General features: G+C 52.7%; 11 protein-coding genes and 1 pseudogene. 2 read left to right on the top strand and 10 right to left on the bottom strand.

Translation table 11 applies throughout. The features are described 5' to 3' along the window. Window positions 1-295 precede the first annotated feature (295 nt). A pseudogene (locus B5F22_RS00185) lies at window positions 296-928 on the top strand (TraG/TraD/VirD4 family protein); the annotation flags it as partial. A gap of 110 nt (window positions 929-1,038) precedes the next feature. Then, window positions 1,039-1,296: a helix-turn-helix domain-containing protein gene (locus B5F22_RS00180; protein WP_087389545.1), complete on the top strand. Its 258-nt coding sequence runs from the start codon at window positions 1,039-1,041 to the stop codon at window positions 1,294-1,296. 161 nt (window positions 1,297-1,457) lie between these two features. Here B5F22_RS00180 and pflA read toward each other — a convergent pair whose 3' ends face one another. The 10 genes from pflA to B5F22_RS00130 all read right to left on the bottom strand — a co-directional run bounded on the left by pflA (window position 1,458) and on the right by B5F22_RS00130 (window position 17,617). Continuing rightward, window positions 1,458-2,225 (bottom strand): pyruvate formate-lyase-activating protein, encoded by a 768-nt coding sequence (gene pflA / locus B5F22_RS00175; RefSeq protein WP_087371289.1) that lies wholly within the window; start codon window positions 2,223-2,225, stop codon window positions 1,458-1,460. Window positions 2,226-2,310: 85 nt separating this feature from the next. After that, window positions 2,311-4,563, bottom strand: coding sequence for a formate C-acetyltransferase (pflB, locus tag B5F22_RS00170; protein ID WP_087389543.1), 2,253 nt, complete (start codon window positions 4,561-4,563; stop codon window positions 2,311-2,313). A 167-nt stretch (window positions 4,564-4,730) separates the two neighbouring features. Continuing rightward, window positions 4,731-5,132, bottom strand: coding sequence for a YbaN family protein (locus B5F22_RS00165; RefSeq protein ID WP_087389540.1), 402 nt, complete (start codon window positions 5,130-5,132; stop codon window positions 4,731-4,733). Window positions 5,133-5,153: 21 nt separating this feature from the next. Beyond that, window positions 5,154-5,930, bottom strand: coding sequence for an ABC transporter ATP-binding protein (locus tag B5F22_RS00160; RefSeq protein ID WP_087231666.1), 777 nt, complete (start codon window positions 5,928-5,930; stop codon window positions 5,154-5,156). Further along, window positions 5,920-6,933, bottom strand: a complete 1,014-nt coding sequence (locus tag B5F22_RS00155) for an iron ABC transporter permease (protein ID WP_087231669.1) — start codon at window positions 6,931-6,933, stop codon at window positions 5,920-5,922. The genes B5F22_RS00160 and B5F22_RS00155 overlap by 11 nt, the downstream gene beginning before the upstream one ends. 59 nt (window positions 6,934-6,992) lie before the next feature. Next, window positions 6,993-11,867: a chitobiase/beta-hexosaminidase C-terminal domain-containing protein gene (locus tag B5F22_RS00150; RefSeq protein WP_087389537.1), complete on the bottom strand. Its 4,875-nt coding sequence runs from the start codon at window positions 11,865-11,867 to the stop codon at window positions 6,993-6,995. A 13-nt stretch (window positions 11,868-11,880) separates the two neighbouring features. After that, on the bottom strand, window positions 11,881-12,786 hold the full coding sequence (gene isdE / locus B5F22_RS00145; protein ID WP_087389535.1) for a heme ABC transporter substrate-binding protein IsdE: 906 nt from the start codon (window positions 12,784-12,786) through the stop codon (window positions 11,881-11,883). Between the two features lie 15 nt (window positions 12,787-12,801). Further along, the gene (locus B5F22_RS00140) at window positions 12,802-13,623 is read right to left on the bottom strand and encodes a heme-binding Shp domain-containing protein (RefSeq protein WP_242955028.1); all 822 of its coding nucleotides are present in this window, start codon (window positions 13,621-13,623) and stop codon (window positions 12,802-12,804) included. 99 nt (window positions 13,624-13,722) lie between these two features. After that, window positions 13,723-16,296 (bottom strand): NEAT domain-containing protein, encoded by a 2,574-nt coding sequence (locus B5F22_RS00135; RefSeq protein WP_158096556.1) that lies wholly within the window; start codon window positions 16,294-16,296, stop codon window positions 13,723-13,725. Between the two features lie 481 nt (window positions 16,297-16,777). Then, window positions 16,778-17,617 carry a hypothetical protein gene (locus tag B5F22_RS00130; protein ID WP_087389529.1) on the bottom strand — a complete coding sequence of 280 codons (840 nt, stop codon included), beginning with the start codon at window positions 17,615-17,617 and terminating at the stop codon, window positions 16,778-16,780. Window positions 17,618-17,839: the final 222 nt, after the last annotated feature.

The raw sequence follows: 17,839 nt of genomic DNA, 5'->3' as shown, positions 1-17,839 counted from the left end.
ATCCAAACTGATCTTACCCCTGTGTAGGCCGGAGCGAACGCTCCGGCCTTTCTCATTTCGGAGAACAGACTGTATTTGTCTCATCTAGCTCGACCCGGAACCCTCCACCATCGGCTATGCCCCACTGGCTGGAGATTGAATACATCAATTACGACTGAGAAAGGAAGTGCCAATGAAACAAGTAAACCTGACCATTCCCTTTGACGAGGAAAAACTCTCTGCCTTGAAACGCTACATGAGCAAGCGAGATCTGGAACTGGAGCGTGAGATGACGGATGCCCTGGTAAAACTCTACGAAAAGTCTGCCATCTTCCTCATTCTCCCCGAGGAAGACACCACCAAAAACTTTATGGCGGGACTAATGGTCCAGAACTTGAGCCGAGAGCTGTTTGCTGTGGCAGACGAAAACGGCGGCAAGCTGAAAAATCGGGTGGTGCTGTTCTGCGATGAGTTCGGCACCATGCCCCCCTTTGACATTCTGCCCCTCTTCTCTGCTGGCCGCTCCCGCCGTCTCACCCTGGTACCCATCATTCAATCCCTGGCACAGTTGGAGAAAAACTACGGAAAAGAGGGCTGTGAAATTATTGCTGACAACTGCCAGGACACCATTTTCGGTGGCTTTGCCCCCAACAGCCAGACCGCTGAAGTGCTGTCCAAAGCCCTGGGCAGCCGCACCGTCCTGTCCGGCTCCGTGAGCCGTGGCAAGAACGATCCAAGCCAGAGCCTGCAGATGATGGAGCGTGCCCTTCTCACCCCGGACGAGCTGAAATCCATCCCCAAGGGCAGCTTCATTGTGATGAAGACCGGTACCCATCCCATGCGCACCCAGCTGCGGCTGTTTCTCCAGTGGGGCATTACCTTTGGGGAGCCGTATACTGTGCCGGAGCGAGCCAATCGAGAGGTGGCCTATGCCAACCGTGTGGATCTGGCACAGAACCTCCCCCCATCCAACAAGTTCGTGGGGCAGGATGCAACCTGGAACCAAACTGCGGTCAAGAGAAAATCCAGCCACACGAAAGCGTTTGGAGATGATGAGATATGAGTTACTTCGAAACTATTTATGCAGACAGCGAACTGCCCTCCCGGGCCAAGGCGGTTTATATGTACCTGCGGGATCGCTCCGATGCCGAGGGCAAGTGCTGGCCGGGTATCAACACCATTGCTTCGGACATGAAGCTGTCCCACTCCACGGTGAAGCGGGCGCTTCATGATTTGGAGCAGCACGGATATCTGGAGAAGACGCCTAGGCATCGAGCCAACGGTAGCTCTACCTCCAATCTATACACCGTCCGATAAGGCCGCAAAAAGCGCAGCTCTCCACCAAGGGGGAGCTGCGCTCATCTGCTGGACCCAGGGGTGGTTCATGATGGACCGCCCAGAAGGGCTCATTCTAACTGAGTATTAGTTCAGAGGATGCATTTACACGGTACACGTCTACGCATCAACCCATTTCAAGCTCACCGTTTGGGTGCATCCTGGTATTCTCTCACATGCAAAAGTTCCTCAGCGGCCTGAATTTCTTCTTCAGTTGGGACCCGGACACCATCCAAAGAATATGGGATGTTTAGGTTCTGCCATTTAAACGTACCCAAGGTGTGGTAAGGCAAAATTTCTACCCGTCGCACGGTAGGCAATGCCCTGATAAACGCATTCAGACGACGAAGGCCTTCGGTATCATCTGTCAGGCCGGGAACCAGTACATGGCGAATCCAAAGGGGAATTCCTTTTCTGGCAATGTATTGTGCCATTTCCAGAATATTCGTGTTGTCGTGACCGGTCAGGGCACGATGCTTTTGGTTATCCATTTCCTTCAAATCCAAAATCACCAGGCTTGTATGCTCCAACAATGCATCGAACCGGGCCATCCAACGGGCATTGTCAGGAGAAAACGGCTGTCCGCTGGTGTCCAGTGCCGTGTGAATCCCTTTGTCATGGGCTAAACGGAACACCTCGCTGACAAAGTCCATCTGCAAGAGAGGTTCACCTCCGCTGATAGTCAGGCCACCGTTGTTACGCCAGTAATTCCGATAACGGTATGCCGCATCAAAGGCTTCCTGGGGCGTTTTCCCATTGCTTTGGGTAAAGGTCCAGGTTTCAGGATTATGACAGTATTGGCAGCGCATGGCACATCCTTGCATAAAAATCACATATCGAACTCCTGGCCCATCCACCAAACCAAATGTTTCAACAGAATGGACATATCCAATCCGTTCATCTTGCGCCATAGTAGTCCACTCCTTCATATACATCGTTGTGTGAAAAACCCGCGGCCGCACAAGCAGCCGCGGGTTTTAAAATCATTTTATCAGATTACATGACCTTGTGGCAAGTGCGGGCAATCACATCCATCTGTTGCTCACGGGTCAGATCGATGAACTTGACTGCATATCCCGATACCCGGATGGTGAAGTTGCTGTACTCTTCCTTCTCAGGATGCTCCATGGCATCCATCAGCTTTTCCACACCGAACACATTGACGTTCAAGTGATGGGCACCTTGGTCAAAATATCCATCCATGACCTGGACCAGATTCTCCACCCGCTCCTGCTCACTGTGACCCAGCGCCTCAGGGCTGATGGTCTGGGTGTTGGAGATTCCATCCAACGCCCAGTGGTAGGGCAGCTTAGCCACCGAGTTCAAGGAGGCCAGCAGGCCATTGGTTTCAGCCCCATAGCTGGGGTTGCCTCCGGGAGCAAAGGGCGTGTAGGCCTTGCGTCCGTCCGGCATGGCACCGGTAGCTTTGCCGTACACCACATTGGAGGTGATGGTCAGAATGGAGGTAGTTGCCTCAGAATTGCGATAGGTGTGGCGGCGCTTGATCTTCTCCAGGAAGCTACGCAGCAGCTCAACGGCAATGTCATCCGCACGGTCATCGTCGTTGCCGTACTTGGGGAAGTCACCCTCCACCTCGTAGTCGGTCACCAATCCCTTTTCATTGCGGATACACTTGACCTTGGCATACTTAATCGCACTCAGGGAATCAACCACATGACTGAAACCAGCAATGCCCGTGGCAAAGGTACGGCGCACGTCGGTGTCAATGAGGGCCATCTCAGCCGCTTCATAGTAATACTTATCATGCATGTACTGAATGAGATTGAGAATGTTGACGTACAGACCAGCCAACCAGTCCATCATCACGTCGTATTTCTGCATGACCTCTTGATAGTCCAGATACTCACTGGTGATGGGGGCGTAGGCCGGGCCCACCTGTTCCTCCAGCTTTTCGTCCATGCCACCGTTGATGGCGTACAGTAGACACTTGGCCAAGTTGGCACGAGCCCCAAAGAACTGCATCTCCTTGCCAGTCTGCGTGGCAGACACACAGCAGCAGATGGAGTAGTCGTCTCCCCAAACCGGCTTCATCACGTCGTCATTCTCGTACTGGACCGAGGAGGTATCAATGGAGACACGAGCAGCATAATCTTTGAATGCTTTGGGCAATGCAGAAGAGTACAGGACCGTCATGTTGGGCTCGGGAGCAGGCCCCATGTTTTCCAGCGTATGCAGGAAACGGAAGTCTGTCTTGGTGACCATGGAACGGCCATCCATGCCAATGCCCCCCACTTCCAGAGTGGCCCACACCGGATCACCACTAAACAGCTGATTGTAGCTGGGAATACGTGCAAACTTGACCATACGGAACTTCATAACCAGATGATCAATGAGTTCCTGGGCCTCACGTTCCGTGAGAACGCCCCGCTCCATGTCCCGCTGAATGTAAATATCCAAGAACGTAGAGACACGGCCCACACTCATAGCCGCACCATTCTGCGTTTTGATTGCGGCCAGATAGCCGAAATACAGCCATTGGACGGCCTCTTTGGCATTGGCGGCAGGCTGGGAGATGTCATAGCCGTATGCGGCGGCCATGTCTTTCATACCCTTCAGCGCATGGATTTGCAGTGCAATCTCCTCACGCTGCCGGATCACGTCATCCAGCATCGTGCCGTCGCCGCAGTTGGCCAGATCTTTTTGCTTTTCCTGGACCAAGAAATCAATGCCATACAGCGCCACACGGCGGTAATCTCCCACAATGCGGCCACGGCCGTAGGTGTCAGGCAAACCCGTGACGATGTGGCTATGCCGGGCCTTCTTCATTTCAGGGGTATATGCATCAAATACTGCCTGGTTATGGGTACGGGCATACTGGGTGAAAATCTCATGCAGCTTTTCGCTGGGGGTATAGCCGTAGGTGGTACAAGCCTGTTCTGCCATCTTGATGCCACCATAAGGCATAAATGCACGCTTGAGTGGTTTGTCAGTTTGCAAACCAACCACCTGCTCCAAGTCCTTGAGTTCAGGATCAATGTACCCGGGGCCATATGCAGTCAGGCCAGAGACAACCTCGGTCTCCATATCCAGCACGCCACCCTTGGCTCGCTCTTGTTTCTGCAAGGCCTGCAAGGCATCCCACAACTTGTTTGTCGCCTCAGTAGGGCCAACAAGAAAAGCCTCGTCCCCATCATAAGGCTTATAGTTTTTCTGGATAAAGTCACGGGTATTGACCTCTTCCTTCCAGATACGGCCTTCAAAACCTTCCCACTGCTTATAATTTGTCATGACGTTCTCCTTTCACAAAATGCGGACTACATCAAAGCGGAAAAGAATCTATATGAATCCGCTGTACGGTGTAACGCTATTGCCTGCAAGTTGGTTAGCCACCGCTAACCACAGGAAATACATTACCACATCGCATTATAGATTGTCAAGGCGTTGCACAGATAAATTCATTTGACCCTACTATCTGATTTTGACACGATGGTTTTCACTCCAAAGACAAAGTAGATAACATGGCACACCCAGACAATGGCCAAAATAATACTGGGAATCACAATTCCACCTCGTAGCATCATAAAGATACCAACCCCCATCAGCAGGGTCACAGGCACCATGATGCCAACCTTTGTCTGTACTGTCATGCCCTTTTTCTTCACAAAGGAGTCCAGATGCTTTTGATAAAGCCGCGTCCCCACAAACCAGCTATGAAGTCTCTGGGAGCTTTTTGCAAAGCAGAATACAGTAACCAGGAAAAACGGCACTGTGGGCAGTATGGGCAGCACAACGCCAATGCACCCCAGCCCCAGACAGACACAGCCCAACACCAGAAAAAACAGTCGTTTCACTTTCATAGAAAGCCTCCCCTTTCCTCCCTACACCGGAATCACAAAGGGCTTTCCGTCCACGCTCTGGATGGTCAAGTCCACGTCATACACCTCTTTGACCAGTTCTCCGGTCAAAATGCACTCCGGTACCCCCTGGGCAATGATTTTTCCGCCCTTCATGGCCACAATTTCATCGCTGTAATAGAGGGACTGGTTGATGTCGTGGAGCACCATCACAATGGTAATGCCGTACTCCCGATTTAATTTTTGAATCAGTTTGAGGATTTGGAGCTGGTAGCGCACATCCAGATAGGTGGTGGGCTCGTCCAAAAAAAGCACCTTGGTATCCTGGGCCAGGGCCATGGCAATCCACACCCGCTGCTTCTGGCCGCCGGACAGCTCTGCCACCGGCTTGTCCTTGTGTTTGACCGTGTGGGTGATCTCCAGAGCCCAGCGGATCTTCTCCTCGTCCTGCTGGGGGTCGCCGGACAGACCCAGGGTATGGTAGGGGGTCCGACCATATCCCACCAGCTTCTCCACGGTCAGGTCTGGGGGGGCGGTGTTGTACTGGTGGACGATGGCCACCTCTTTGGCAAAGTCCTTCAGCCGAAGATGGGCGATGTCCTGCCCCCGGAACTGGATTTCCCCCTGGTCTGGTTTCAGATTTTTGGTCATCAGGTTGAACAGGGTGGATTTGCCACAGCCATTGGCGCCAATCAGAGTGGTAATTTTCCCCTCACGGAGGGAAAAGTCCAGTCCCTGGAGCACTTGGTGCTTTCCGTATGCAAAGGATAGGTTTTTGACGGTAAAAATATCACTGACCATAGCTCTGTCTGGACCTCCTCAGCAAAATGATAAAGAACGGGCCACCCACCACAGACATGATCACCGATGCACTAATCTCGTAGGGTGCGGCAATGGTACGCCCCACCGTGTCAGCCAGCAGCAGGGTGAATGCTCCCAACAGGATGGTGTAGGGCACCAGAATTTTATGGTTGCTGCCCACCAGAAGCCGGGCAATGTGGGGGACAATCAAACCCAGGAAGCTGATGGGGCCGATGACGGCGGTGGCAATCCCCGCCAGCAGCACGGCAATGACAGAGATGACAATCCGGCTCCGATTCACATTGACCCCCAGGCTTCGGGCAGTTTTGTCCTCCAAAGCCAGCAGGTTGCACTGCCCCAGCACAAAGAACGAGGCAATCAGCCCCACCAACCCGTAGAGGAGCAGGGTTTGCAGGTCGCTCCATGTCTTCATGGTAATATTGGCGTTGACAATGCTGGCCACCCCGGAATAGTTGCTTCCGGTGCCGGAGTTGAAGGCACTCATGAGGCCGGAAAACATGGCATTCACCGCCACGCCCACCAAAATGATACGCAGCGGGGACAGCCCGCCCTTCCAGGACAGGGAGTACACCAGGAAAAAGGCAAGCATACCACCCAGAAAGGCAAACAGCGGAGTAAAAAAGTAAAGTGCGGGGAAAAAGGCGGTGATGAGCACCGCCACCAGGCTGGCACCGGAGCTGATGCCAATGATGCCGGGGTCCGCCAGCGGGTTTTTCAGCACCGCCTGCAGCAGCACGCCGGACACCGCCATAACAGCTCCGCCGAACATGGCAATGAAAATACGGGGAAATCGCAAGTCAAAAATGGTGGCCACGTTTTCATTGTAGGCCACAAAGAGTCCTCGGAACAGCTCCACAGGGGTGACCTTCAAGCTGCCGGTGTTGACTGCAAAGAGAAACAGCCCAACCAGCAGCACAGCCGTTCCCACAAAAGATCCGATGATCTTTTTTCTGCTGATCAAGACGAGTAGACCTCCTTCCATGAGATAAAGCAGGCAGGGCCGGGATGTCGAAGTACGGCATCCCGGCCTTTACTGTGGTATCAGCCCTTGCGTTTACGGGCAGCGTATACGGTGCATCCTGCCAGAGCTAGGCCGCAGCTCATCATCACTCCCACCAGAGGAAGCAACTGGGCGGCATCTCCGGTCTGGGGGACGTCACCCACCTGAGCAGTGTTTTCCGCATCGGTGATGGTGCTGCCTTTTTCCACCAGTGCATAGGCTCCGGCAGATTTGGTTATGACCGTATAATAGTCATCTCTCAAACTACCACGAACCAGCACTTTATTGTCCGTTGCCATGCGATACACAGCTACTTGTTGGTCCGAATATCCATTCGGAATGGGGAAACCAATGGAGACCGTTCCATTGGGTACCACCTGCTCCCCATTGGCATCCACAAATTTCACCTGGTAGAGCTTGAACTTCTTCCCAACCTCCTGGAGAGCGTTGGCAGCGGAAGAATACTCGCTGCCGGAGGTTATGGGCGTAATCTCAAAGCCCACGCCTGCAGGGAACACTCCCTTGTCAGCGCAGACGGTGACACCGGTCTTCTCATCCGTATAATTCACAGCAGGAGACTGCTCCACCGGCTCTTCCGGCTGGAAGTCAGGGTCATCCTCCGTGGTCTTCTCCAGACTAGACCAGTCAACTTTCATCAACACATCCTGATCACCAGTACCGGCGCTGATGGCCTCCATAATGGGCACGAAGACATGCAGGGGCACAAAGCCGTCCCGGTCAGCAATGGCGGTGGACACCAGGCGAATGCGCACCTGGTCGGGATATAGGTGGTTGGCATCGTTGTATTGGTCGATGACATCACTGCCGTCGGCATTCTTCTGTGTGGAGAGCACCTCGGCCAACACCAGATCTCCCTGGGGTCTGCCATACTGGCTGTACACATAGCCCTCATCGTAGTAGGACAGGGTGGACAGGTAGCCAAAGCGATTATCAATGGCCATGCCCTTGAAGTCCAGGGTCACATAATAGACTCCGTCTACCACTTCCAGCTTTACAGTGTGGTTGATGGCATTGTTGGACATGGACAGCTTGCTGCGGTCAGTCTGGTACATGTCCACCTTTACAGAATAGATGCCATCCTCCAGCACATCCTGATCCGGAGTTTCCCCGGTTCCGGTGCCGGAATAAACCACAATGCGATGTTCTGCCTTGGTGCCAGTCACTGTCTTGACCAAACGGTAACGGCCTTCAGGGGTAATCCCCTCCTGCTGGAAGGTGCCGGAGCAAGCATCCTCATCCTGGCTGACCTGTGTGGTGCTGAGGGTGTACCAAGTGCCGTTGCGAAGCTCCTGTACATCGGTGCGCACGGTGAAGGCATCCACAGTACCGGTCTTATCTGTGAGAATGGAGCCCTTGATAGACTCTTGAGAGAAGTCGGGCAAATCCACAGCCTGGAACTTTAGCAGCTCCTCCACGGTGTCAATGGAGGTTTTGCCCAACACTTCTTGCAGCTTGTCTTCGATTTCCCAAGACACATAGCCGCCCTTGCACAAAGCCCAATAGTAATAATCGAAGGCGGACAACTGAGACTGATAGCTCAAGGTTCCCTCCCCCACCTCCAGGGTGAGCCCCAGGTGATGCTTGGAGGGATATTCTCCTGCGGCCTTTTGAATGGTTGCAATCTGCTCCTGGGTAAAGCCGCTGAGATCACAGGTAGACAGGTCCACAGAGTTGTACTCAAAGGCGCTGGCAAATCCATAGCCTCCTTCCGCTACCTTGGCCAGCAACGGAGTAGGCAGGGTACGCAAACTATTCTTAGACAGATCCAGAGAGGAGAGGGCGGGATTGGTCTCTACCAGACTGGCCGGGACCTCCTCCAGCAGGTTATCGCTGAGATTCAGGGTCTCCAGGGCCAGCATCCCATCCAAATCGCTGCCCAACTGAGCAATATCATTTTGGTTGAGGTACAAGTCGGTAATGCCAGACAGCTGGTTGATCCCCTCAGGAACCTGGATGAGTTGGTTGTCGGTGAGAGACAGCCAGGTAAAGGTCTCCCGCTGAGGCAGTGCATTGGCGTTGAGCTTCACCAGCTGGTTGCGAGCCAGATACAGACCAGTGACATGTTCCATATCATCAAAGGCACCGGCAGCAATGGAGGAGATCCGGTTATTCTCCAAATCCAGAATGTACTCGTCTTCCCCGGCACCTACCTGGCTGAGGCCGGCAAATAGTTTGTCGTTGATGACAGTAAGCAGGTTGCTGGCCAGCTTCATATCCTTCAGGGAGGAAAGCTGGGAGAAGGCATCGTCATCAATGGTGGAAATACAGTTGGCGGACAGGTTTAGGCTGGTGAGCTGGGTAAAGCCCAGGAACTCATCATGAATTTCAGAAATGCTGTTGCCGTTAAAGTTAATGCTTTCCAGGGACTTGTCCCCCAAATCAGCAAGCCATGAAATATCTTGAATCTTGAACGGATCAAAGACGCCGTAGGCGTTCATCAGGGTGCTGGAACTCAAATCCAGGCTCTTCCTACCTTCCGCAAATCGGAAGTCGTTGAGCTCTTGCGTGGTGACATAGCCATCTCCGTCCATGTCCAGACCAGTCACGGTCATCAGCGCCCGGTTGATAAGCTTAGCCTGGGTGAAGCCGGAGTTTTTGATCTGGAAGCCCTCAAAGCCCTCGGTGACGGTGGTGTCAAATACCAGCTTCACCTGGGTGTATCGATCATACATGCCGTTCATAGCCTCAGTGCCGCCCATAGCCTGTACATTGACTGCACCCACCATATAGCCACTGTCCAATGCGGAGATGGGCAAGGTGTACACAGCGGCTACCACTTTCCCGGAAGCGTCCGTCTCAGGGACACGAGAACCATCGGTGATGGCGCCCTTCCAGGTGCCATCACTGCTCTGAATGGCAAAGTCCAGCATGGAGTGAGCGTACACGGTGTTGTAAAAGGAGGCGGTGAGAGTACCGTCCTGGGCCACCTTGATTTCCACATAGGGATCAAAGAAGCCAGCCAGCATGGACTCAGTGACCCCATCGTCAATGCGGAAGGCTTGGAAGGTGGCGGTGTACGTCTGCCCCGGCTTCATTTCACTGGCAGAAATTTGCGCACCACCAGTTGCATCGGCAGACTGATCCTCTTGAGTCAAGGTAACTTCGTCGAGGTTGCTGGCATCCAGCACCACGTGCTTGGTGCTGGAACCCTCCATCACTACGTCCAGGGTAATGGGCTGGGAAAGATCCCAAGTCTCAGAATCGAAGTTGAGCAGCATCTGTACGCCATCATCAACCCGCTTGAGGGCAAAGCCGCCCACGCCGCCGTTATAGACAAACTTCTCCTCCCGGTCCCCCTGGGTAACCCGGACAAAATACTGAGAGCTGGACATCTGGTCACTCCAAATGGCATCACCGTAACGGGTATCCTCAGTATTCAGGGTGAGGGTGGTGTATCCATCCTTGGGCTGGATCTCGGCACCGGTGAACTGGCCCAGCAAACTCCAGGTGTAGGTAGCAGTAGCCTCAAAGCTACTTCCCATACCATCTTTTACTGCAATGGCTTTGACCGTGGTCGTCTGGTTAATGGTAAAGGGGCCAGTGTACTGGGTGCTCTCCTGGGTGGGTGTGGTGCCATCCAGGGTGTAGTAGATGGTGGCATCCGGGGTATCACAGGTGATGGTCACCTCTGTCTCCTCATAAATAGAGCCTTCGTTGGGGGAGATGACCGGTGTGGCCACAGAGGCAGTCTGTTGGTGGGCAGTGTCCCACTGCACCGACAAGGTGTAGGTGCCAGAGGTATCGTCGCTGAGCTGATAGGTGCCGGTGTAGTTCTGCTTAACACCAGCGTAAGGCAGCTGGAAGGTAGAGGTGCCGCTGATGTCCTTCCAGCCAATTGTACCGGAGGCTGGTGTAATCTCTAAGTTCTTCAAATTCTGACTATCCTCAGATCCCTCCACCTGGTACATGCTCAGAGCAGAGACCTTGTTCCCCTGCCAATCCTGGAGATAGGTCAGTTTCATGGTCAGACTTCCATTCTGGTCTGCAGTGACCACAGCCTGAGTGTGTACATAGCTGGTCAGCTCCCATTGAGGGTCGTCCACCGAGATGGTTACCGCATACTCTTGGCCAGGCACCAGTTCAGGCATGGTGGTACGGGTAAAGGTGGCAGAAGCTACAGCGCTGGGGTCATATTCACCCGGAACGTAGGCAATCGCCTTGACGGTGGTGGTTCTGGTTACTGTAAAGGGCTCGCTGTACACCTCTCCCGTCTGATAGCCGGAAGAATAGGACGGGTCACTGCCGTCGGTGGTGTAGAGAATGGTTGCCCCCGGAGTGTCACAGGTGATGGTGACCTCCTGGGAGGTTTCAAAATCTGCTCCATTGGGGGTGATCTCCGGAACTGCTGCCTCAGGCAGCATCTGCTCCAGCGTGGACCAGTCCACCGTGAGCACCATGTCACTCTGGGTCTCGTTGTTGAGGGTCACAGTACCTGTGTACTCATTACTGTCCCAGTAGGGCAGCACAAATGTGGCTTCGCCACGAATGGTATAATATCCTTCCGTGAAGGACACCTCATTAAATTCCAGTGCAACAGGGTCGGTGCTATCCTTTTCATAAACCTGCACGCCAGTAACCCACTGGGTCTCCGATGTCTCATAGTCGTCTGCCCAGACGACCACTTCAGGGAACCGGAGCTCCAAGGTGGGATTGCCATCGGAATCTGTGGTCACAGTGGCCGTGCGCTGAAGATGGCTGTAGAAGCTGCTGTTCCATCCGCCTTCCTCGTCAGGCTTGCGCATCTGGACATCCACCTGGTAAGTGGCATTGGTTTCAAATTCTGGAGTGGACGGAGAAGCCGCCCACACCGGAGGTGTGGCCAGGCCCAACGTGAGGGCCGAAGCCAAGGACATGGCCAAGCTGCGCTTGACCCACGTCTGTTTGGTTGTTGTCATGATCTTGCCTCCCTTATGGATTTTGCTTTATTCCCTCGCCGTAGAGCAGCGGCTGCAGCTCTTCCAGCGCATCGGGGTAGTTGAACTTGGCACTCATGCCGAACAGGTCGTAGGGCAGATCGTAGACACGCCCCTCCTGCACCGCCTCAAAGTGCTTCCAGATGTCGTTGGTTTCAAATTCATCCTGGAACATCTCCACCACGTCTTCGGGCAGAGCATGGGCTGCCCGGAGAATGATATCTGGTTCCTTGGTTTTCATGTCCTCGGTGTTGGCGGTGAGGAATTCCTGGCCGTCCCCATCTCCATAGACGTTGACCCCACCGGCCAGTTTGACCAGGTTGCCCACATAGCTACTTTCCGTGGCCACAATGTAGGAGCCAGGCAGACCCATGAGCACCAGCACCGTGGGGGATTCTTTCCCCTCATTTTGGCTTCGGTACTCCTCCATAAACTGCTGGTATTCCTCCACCAGAGCCTGGGCCTGTTCCTCCCGGTCAAACTTCTCCCCCAGTCCCTCGATGGAGGCATACATCCCCTCCACGCTGCGCAGATTGAGAAACAGGGAGTTGACTTCAATGGAGGCGTATTTGGGCTGCAAATCGCTTTGCAGGCTGTTGGGGGAAATCACATAGTCCGGGTTCAAAGATTTTAAAATTTCCAAATCCGGACTCATAGCCGTCCCTACAGTGGTCACATCCTGATATCGTTCGGGAATGGTACTCAGAGTGGAGGAGCACACACCCACCAGATCCAGTTCCAGCTTGTCGCAGATGTCCACCGCAGCAGGTGAGGTTGCTACAATACGCACCTGGTCTGAACCGTCATCTGCAGTTTGCTCTGGATGTTGGTTGACACAGCCGGTGGCGGACAGGGCCAGCATTCCCGCCAGGCAGAGAGACAGAAGTCTTCTTGGTTTCATACTCGGCTCCTTCCCTCACTTCTTACCAAAGGGATGCTTGCCCTTTCTTACAAAGAAGACGTACCACACGCCGCCGCCCACAGCTGCGATGACCACCAGCCCTCCAATAACCCACCAGAGAACGGGAGAGCCGGAGGAGGAGTCGGTGTTTTCAGGAGCCTGGGTTTCCTCCACAGCGTTGCCCGAGGCGTCAAATTCCTCCAGGCCGCTGGCACTGGACTGGGCCTCTGGGTCTGTAGTGGGAGACGGCTCCGGGGTAGCGGAGGGTACAGCTGTGGCCTCAGACGCAGGCGATTGTGTCGTCACCGGGGTCCTGGCGGGCGCAGGCGTGGATGCCACCGGAGCCTTGGTGGGCACCGGGGTTGCTGCAGGGGCAGGGGTCGGTTTGGGCTGTTCCACCGAGATGCTAGTAACAAAATCCCCAGAACCGGACTTCAGATTGCCCACGGTAATGTAAAAGATGACCTCACGGCCCATGGGGGTCACATACATATTGCAGCGGATGATAGATTTCTCGCTGTTGGCTCTCAAGCGAAAATCTGCAGTATTGCTGCCATAGTCTTCTTGCATCAGACTGGCAGAAACGGAACGTCCATCCACCTGAAACTTGGGTGATTGAATGTTGTCCATCAGATTTAAGCGAACGGTGATCCATGTGTTACCACTTGCATCTACCTCTACCAGAGCCTTTTTATTGGTAGCACTTTCTGTCATGGACTGTCCTAGTACTGCAGAATTCTCTCCGCCAGAGTCTTCGATGACTCCTGTGGTTGGATGCCGGTAGTGGGCGGTAGCGGTGGCAGTATATATGCCGTGGGAAGCTGCCGATGCAGGCATGGAAACAATGCTCGCCGCAAGGGCGAGCATTGCCACCATACCGCAAAGCCCTCGAACAGCTTTTCTTGCGGTATTCTTCATAACATCAATCTCCCTGTATCATTGTTCTTTTTTTCTGGCAAGCAGAATCCCCATCAGTCCGACACAGGACAGAGTCAACACTACAAAGGGAGCTACGTTTGCACGATCACCGGTGTCGGGATTGCCATTCACATTTGCGCTGTTTTCCGCATCCGTGATGGTGCTGCCCTGCTCCACCAGCGCGTAGGTGCTGAAGGTCTTGGTCAGCACCTTATAGTAGCCATTCTCCACAGTACCCTTAACCAGGGTCTTGGTTCCGTCCTCATTGATTCGATACAAAACCACCTTGTCAGCATCATATCCTTCGGGAATGGGGTAGTACACGGTGACCACACCGTTGGGCTGAACCTCAACACCATTCAGCTCAAAATGGATCTCGAACAGGCGGAACTTCTTGCCCACGTCGTCAAGCAGCTCAGCAGCCTTTTCGTAGACTTCCCCGGAGGTAATCTGGGTCACCACCTGCTGGACGCCCTCAGGAAACACACCTTTGTCAGCCTCTACCTTGATGCCGGTGGTGGTGTCGGTGACGTTGACGGCGGGGGACTGCTCCACAGGTTCTTCCGGCTGGAAGTTAGGATCATCCTCGGTGGTCTTTTTCAAGGTAGACCAGTCCAACTTCAGTAATACATCCTGAGTACCAGATCCAGCGGAGATGTCCTCCATGACCGGAACAAATACCTGAAGCGGCACGAATCCCTGCTCATCCTCCAGAGCATCCGATACCAGGGGGAATTTGATTTGATCTGGATAAAGTTTTCCAGCATAAATCCCACCCGCCTGATTGAATTCATCCACAATATCCGTTCCATCTGGATTTTTCTGTGTGGACAACACGGTTGCAGGCACCACAGTTCCCTGCAAATCACCATAAGCGCCGTATTGATAGCCATTTTCATAATAGGCCAGTTCCGCCAGATACCCATATTTATTCAGATAAGAAAGACCTTGAAAATCCATTGTCAGATAGTACTTACCGTCTTCCACGGTGAGTTTCAAGGTATGGTGGATGGCATCATTGGACATGGAGTAATCCGTTTGGTTTGTCTTGAACATTTCACCGTAAACAGAGTAGACCCCATCCTCCAGGGTATGTCGATCCAACTCCCCCTCTTTTCTCAGGTTATCCATAGCGGTTTGCAGTGCCTGAACTTGGGCATCCACCTCACTTTGTGTGGCATTGGCGTTGTCCAGCACTCGCTGAGCGTGGTCAATGGCCTGTTGCAATGCGCTCCAAGTAGCCTGCGTATATCCTTCATTCTTCAGAACACTCGCCTGTTCCAGAATAGTTTTCAACTCGTCCGTATTGGCGCGCTTCACCAAAGCCTCCAACGCGTTTCCTAGCTCACTCACAGCACGCGTAACTTCGGAGACACCTGCATTGTCGTCCCGCTCCACTTGTTTTGCTGCAGCCAGCGCAACCTGGAAGGGTTCCCATGTTTCAGGGGTATATTGAGACTCTTGGCAAACATCCGCTTTCTCGATGAGGGCACGGAGGGATGTCTTATCTCCTTTTTCTTCCAATTCGCTTATAGCAGCAGCAATAGCAGAGGCCATGTCCTGCTGCTCCTGAACCGTAAATTCCTTCTGATTCAGCACAGGAACTGCCTGGAAGCCAGCTCCCGACATCTCCAGCGTGGAATCGGGCCATATATTGGTGAGTTTACCACTCACATCTTCGATGGTTTCCTGCAAAGCCTGATAGGAGCTTTCCGTATAATTCCCTTTGGAAATATTCTTAGCCTTCCAAAGCTGATAACTTACATTTTCCTGAGCATTTTCCACCTCAGTAAGACTGCTCCAATCCACTTGTAGTCTGGCATACTGGTCTCCAGATGTGGGACTGATAGAGAACATAATGGGAACAAATACGTGCACATAGGCTGCATTGTTGACTGTGAACTCGCTGCTAGTCTGCGGAATGTCAAACTCACCGGACTGATTGGCCACCACAACGGGAGTCACATCCAAGGCCATCATATGCTGATAGGGCAGGTTGTCAATGTCAATCAATCGAGGTTCATCATGCCCAAATCCAGCCGGTCGTGTCATGGTATCAGGATTAGACCCATCATACACCATTTCAGATTCTGGATTGTTATAGGCATCATACACGACGCTCCCATCTTGTGTTCGGTGTTGGGTCAACAGCTCTGCAGAAGTGTATGTACAGAAATTGTCGTCGGGATACCCGTATTTCGTTAAAACTTCTGCCTGGACAGATTCCAACTCCATCATAAAGCCATACTGCCCAATATACCCCATAGGCATAAACTCTACGATTGCAGTGGCTGTACCCTGCTCCACTACCAAGAGCGCCTGGTATTGGGTGTCGTCGGGATGTTTTTGCAGAAACGATTCACTGCCTCGAAGTGCTGCGTTTCCCATCGAGTACTGTCCACTACTGTTTGCATTCATTAAGTTCAAGGAAGCGGTGTATACCCCGTCTTCCACAGGCGCATCCAGTCGCTGAACAACTCTGGAGCCTTCTGGGTAGGTTATCTCATGGACAGTGTCCGCAAATCCATAATTGCTACCCAGGCTGGCTACCATAGCTGCTGCCAAAACGGCAGATGTGCCCTGCTTGGCCATACGCTTTCCAATCCACATAGAAGCAACCCCTCTCTTTCCTAAGAAAAAACTGACGATCTCTTGTTAGCAATCGCTAACCACTATACAAAAAGAAAGCCGCTGACACGGCAATACGGGATCAAACCACCTCCTATTTCTATTCACATGATACAGCACCTTCCACCTTAGGTATGTTAGACTGTTCACCAGGCAAGCGATTAGCCGAAACTAACTGCCCGGCCAAAAAATAACTCCACAAGGAGCCGGATTTCGTCGATCTGTAAATCGCCATATATATTCTTCTCTTTGGACCTCAAACATTTCCTAAAGCACGCATAGTATATCCATTGTTCCCAGTGTAGTCAATGAATATTTTGTTGCACTTCTGCTACAAACCTATCTTTTCCCCATTAGAAAACGCCTGAAATCCTTTAGCCACAAAGAAATCAAGATTGGAGCAACTGTGCAACAGAAAATTTCTATCTTTCGGGCAACACCGTGTTTAATGGATGAACACAGTGAATACTGCTGTACTCTCTGGCATATGCATTTCCCCCACACTGCACTGCATCTTCAGGCACACGCTCCCATGAAGCAACGTGTCACGACCTTTCCCCATAGAGATAAACTGCAGCGCAGTTGCTGGGAAATATATGTAGCGTCCGTCCATTCCACCGTCCCGGAATTCCCCGTCGCATAGATATTGCAGCTTCTGAATCCGCCCCTCCATCTGCTTGCCGCTGGATGCCGACTGGGCCGACACAGTTTTGACGGTGAGATATACCAGTCCCTGGTGATCCTTCACCATCAGCTCACAGGGATGCTCGAAACCTTGATTTGCCATAGAGATATTGCTGTGATTTTTCATCTGCTCTCGATAGATGATAAACGGAAAGTGGTAGCTTCCGTCTTCCAGGAGGTCACAAATTTCGCCGCCATGAAATCGTTGACGGCCTGCAAAGTGTTCTTTGATTTCCATACGGCTCTCCTGTTCGGAGAGCCGATCCATAAATGCGTCAGAAAACCCCGCTGCCAGCCCCTGCAGCGCATTTTCTCGAATTTGACTTAATGGGACATCTAGGTACTGCATATATCGATGAAAAACACAGAATTTACGTCTGTATTGCTCCGCCAGCTTGATTCCAGGTACGGTGAGGGCCGTTTTGCGGTGTTCCAGCCGTTCTACAATTCCCTGTTTCTCCATGGCATCCATGGCACGGGTAATGGCCCATTTCCCTACCCCCAGGCTTCTGGCAGAATCGGTGACCGTACGCTTGGACGGCTCTGCCTCCAGATAGTACAGCAACAGCTGAATTTGAAATGGCGTCAATGCTTCTGACATACCAATCTTCCCTTCTCTCTCATCCCTTCATGCGGCAAAAACGGAATGCGCATGGGCAAATGACTTAGGCTTTCAACCGAGGTTAGCTTATGCTAACTTTCGAGTTAACTATACGCCTGTTTTTCCCACTTGTCAAGGAAGTGCTTTCTATATGTACGCAGAAACAGGCTTTGGATCTACCGGACAACAGAATTGCTGCCAAGAGAAAGACCCACAGCTCCT

The sequence above is a fragment of the Pseudoflavonifractor sp. An187 genome (assembly GCF_002160275.1).
Classification (GTDB): domain Bacteria; phylum Bacillota; class Clostridia; order Oscillospirales; family Oscillospiraceae; genus Enterenecus; species Enterenecus faecium.
Note: the sequence above shows the minus strand (reverse complement) of the source record. Positions and strands in the feature narration are given on the sequence as shown.

Coding starts and splice junctions, on each gene's coding strand:
- B5F22_RS00160 (WP_087231666.1), bottom strand. CDS start 5,930: ATGGTCAGTGATATTTTTACCGTCAAAAACCTATCCTTTGCATACGGA.
- B5F22_RS00180 (WP_087389545.1), top strand. CDS start 1,039: ATGAGTTACTTCGAAACTATTTATGCAGACAGCGAACTGCCCTCCCGG.
- isdE (WP_087389535.1), bottom strand. CDS start 12,786: ATGAAACCAAGAAGACTTCTGTCTCTCTGCCTGGCGGGAATGCTGGCC.
- pflB (WP_087389543.1), bottom strand. CDS start 4,563: ATGACAAATTATAAGCAGTGGGAAGGTTTTGAAGGCCGTATCTGGAAG.
- B5F22_RS00165 (WP_087389540.1), bottom strand. CDS start 5,132: ATGAAAGTGAAACGACTGTTTTTTCTGGTGTTGGGCTGTGTCTGTCTG.
- B5F22_RS00155 (WP_087231669.1), bottom strand. CDS start 6,933: ATGGAAGGAGGTCTACTCGTCTTGATCAGCAGAAAAAAGATCATCGGA.
- B5F22_RS00150 (WP_087389537.1), bottom strand. CDS start 11,867: ATGACAACAACCAAACAGACGTGGGTCAAGCGCAGCTTGGCCATGTCC.
- pflA (WP_087371289.1), bottom strand. CDS start 2,225: ATGGCGCAAGATGAACGGATTGGATATGTCCATTCTGTTGAAACATTT.
- B5F22_RS00140 (WP_242955028.1), bottom strand. CDS start 13,623: ATGCCTGCATCGGCAGCTTCCCACGGCATATATACTGCCACCGCTACC.
- B5F22_RS00130 (WP_087389529.1), bottom strand. CDS start 17,617: ATGTCAGAAGCATTGACGCCATTTCAAATTCAGCTGTTGCTGTACTAT.
- B5F22_RS00135 (WP_158096556.1), bottom strand. CDS start 16,296: ATGGCCAAGCAGGGCACATCTGCCGTTTTGGCAGCAGCTATGGTAGCC.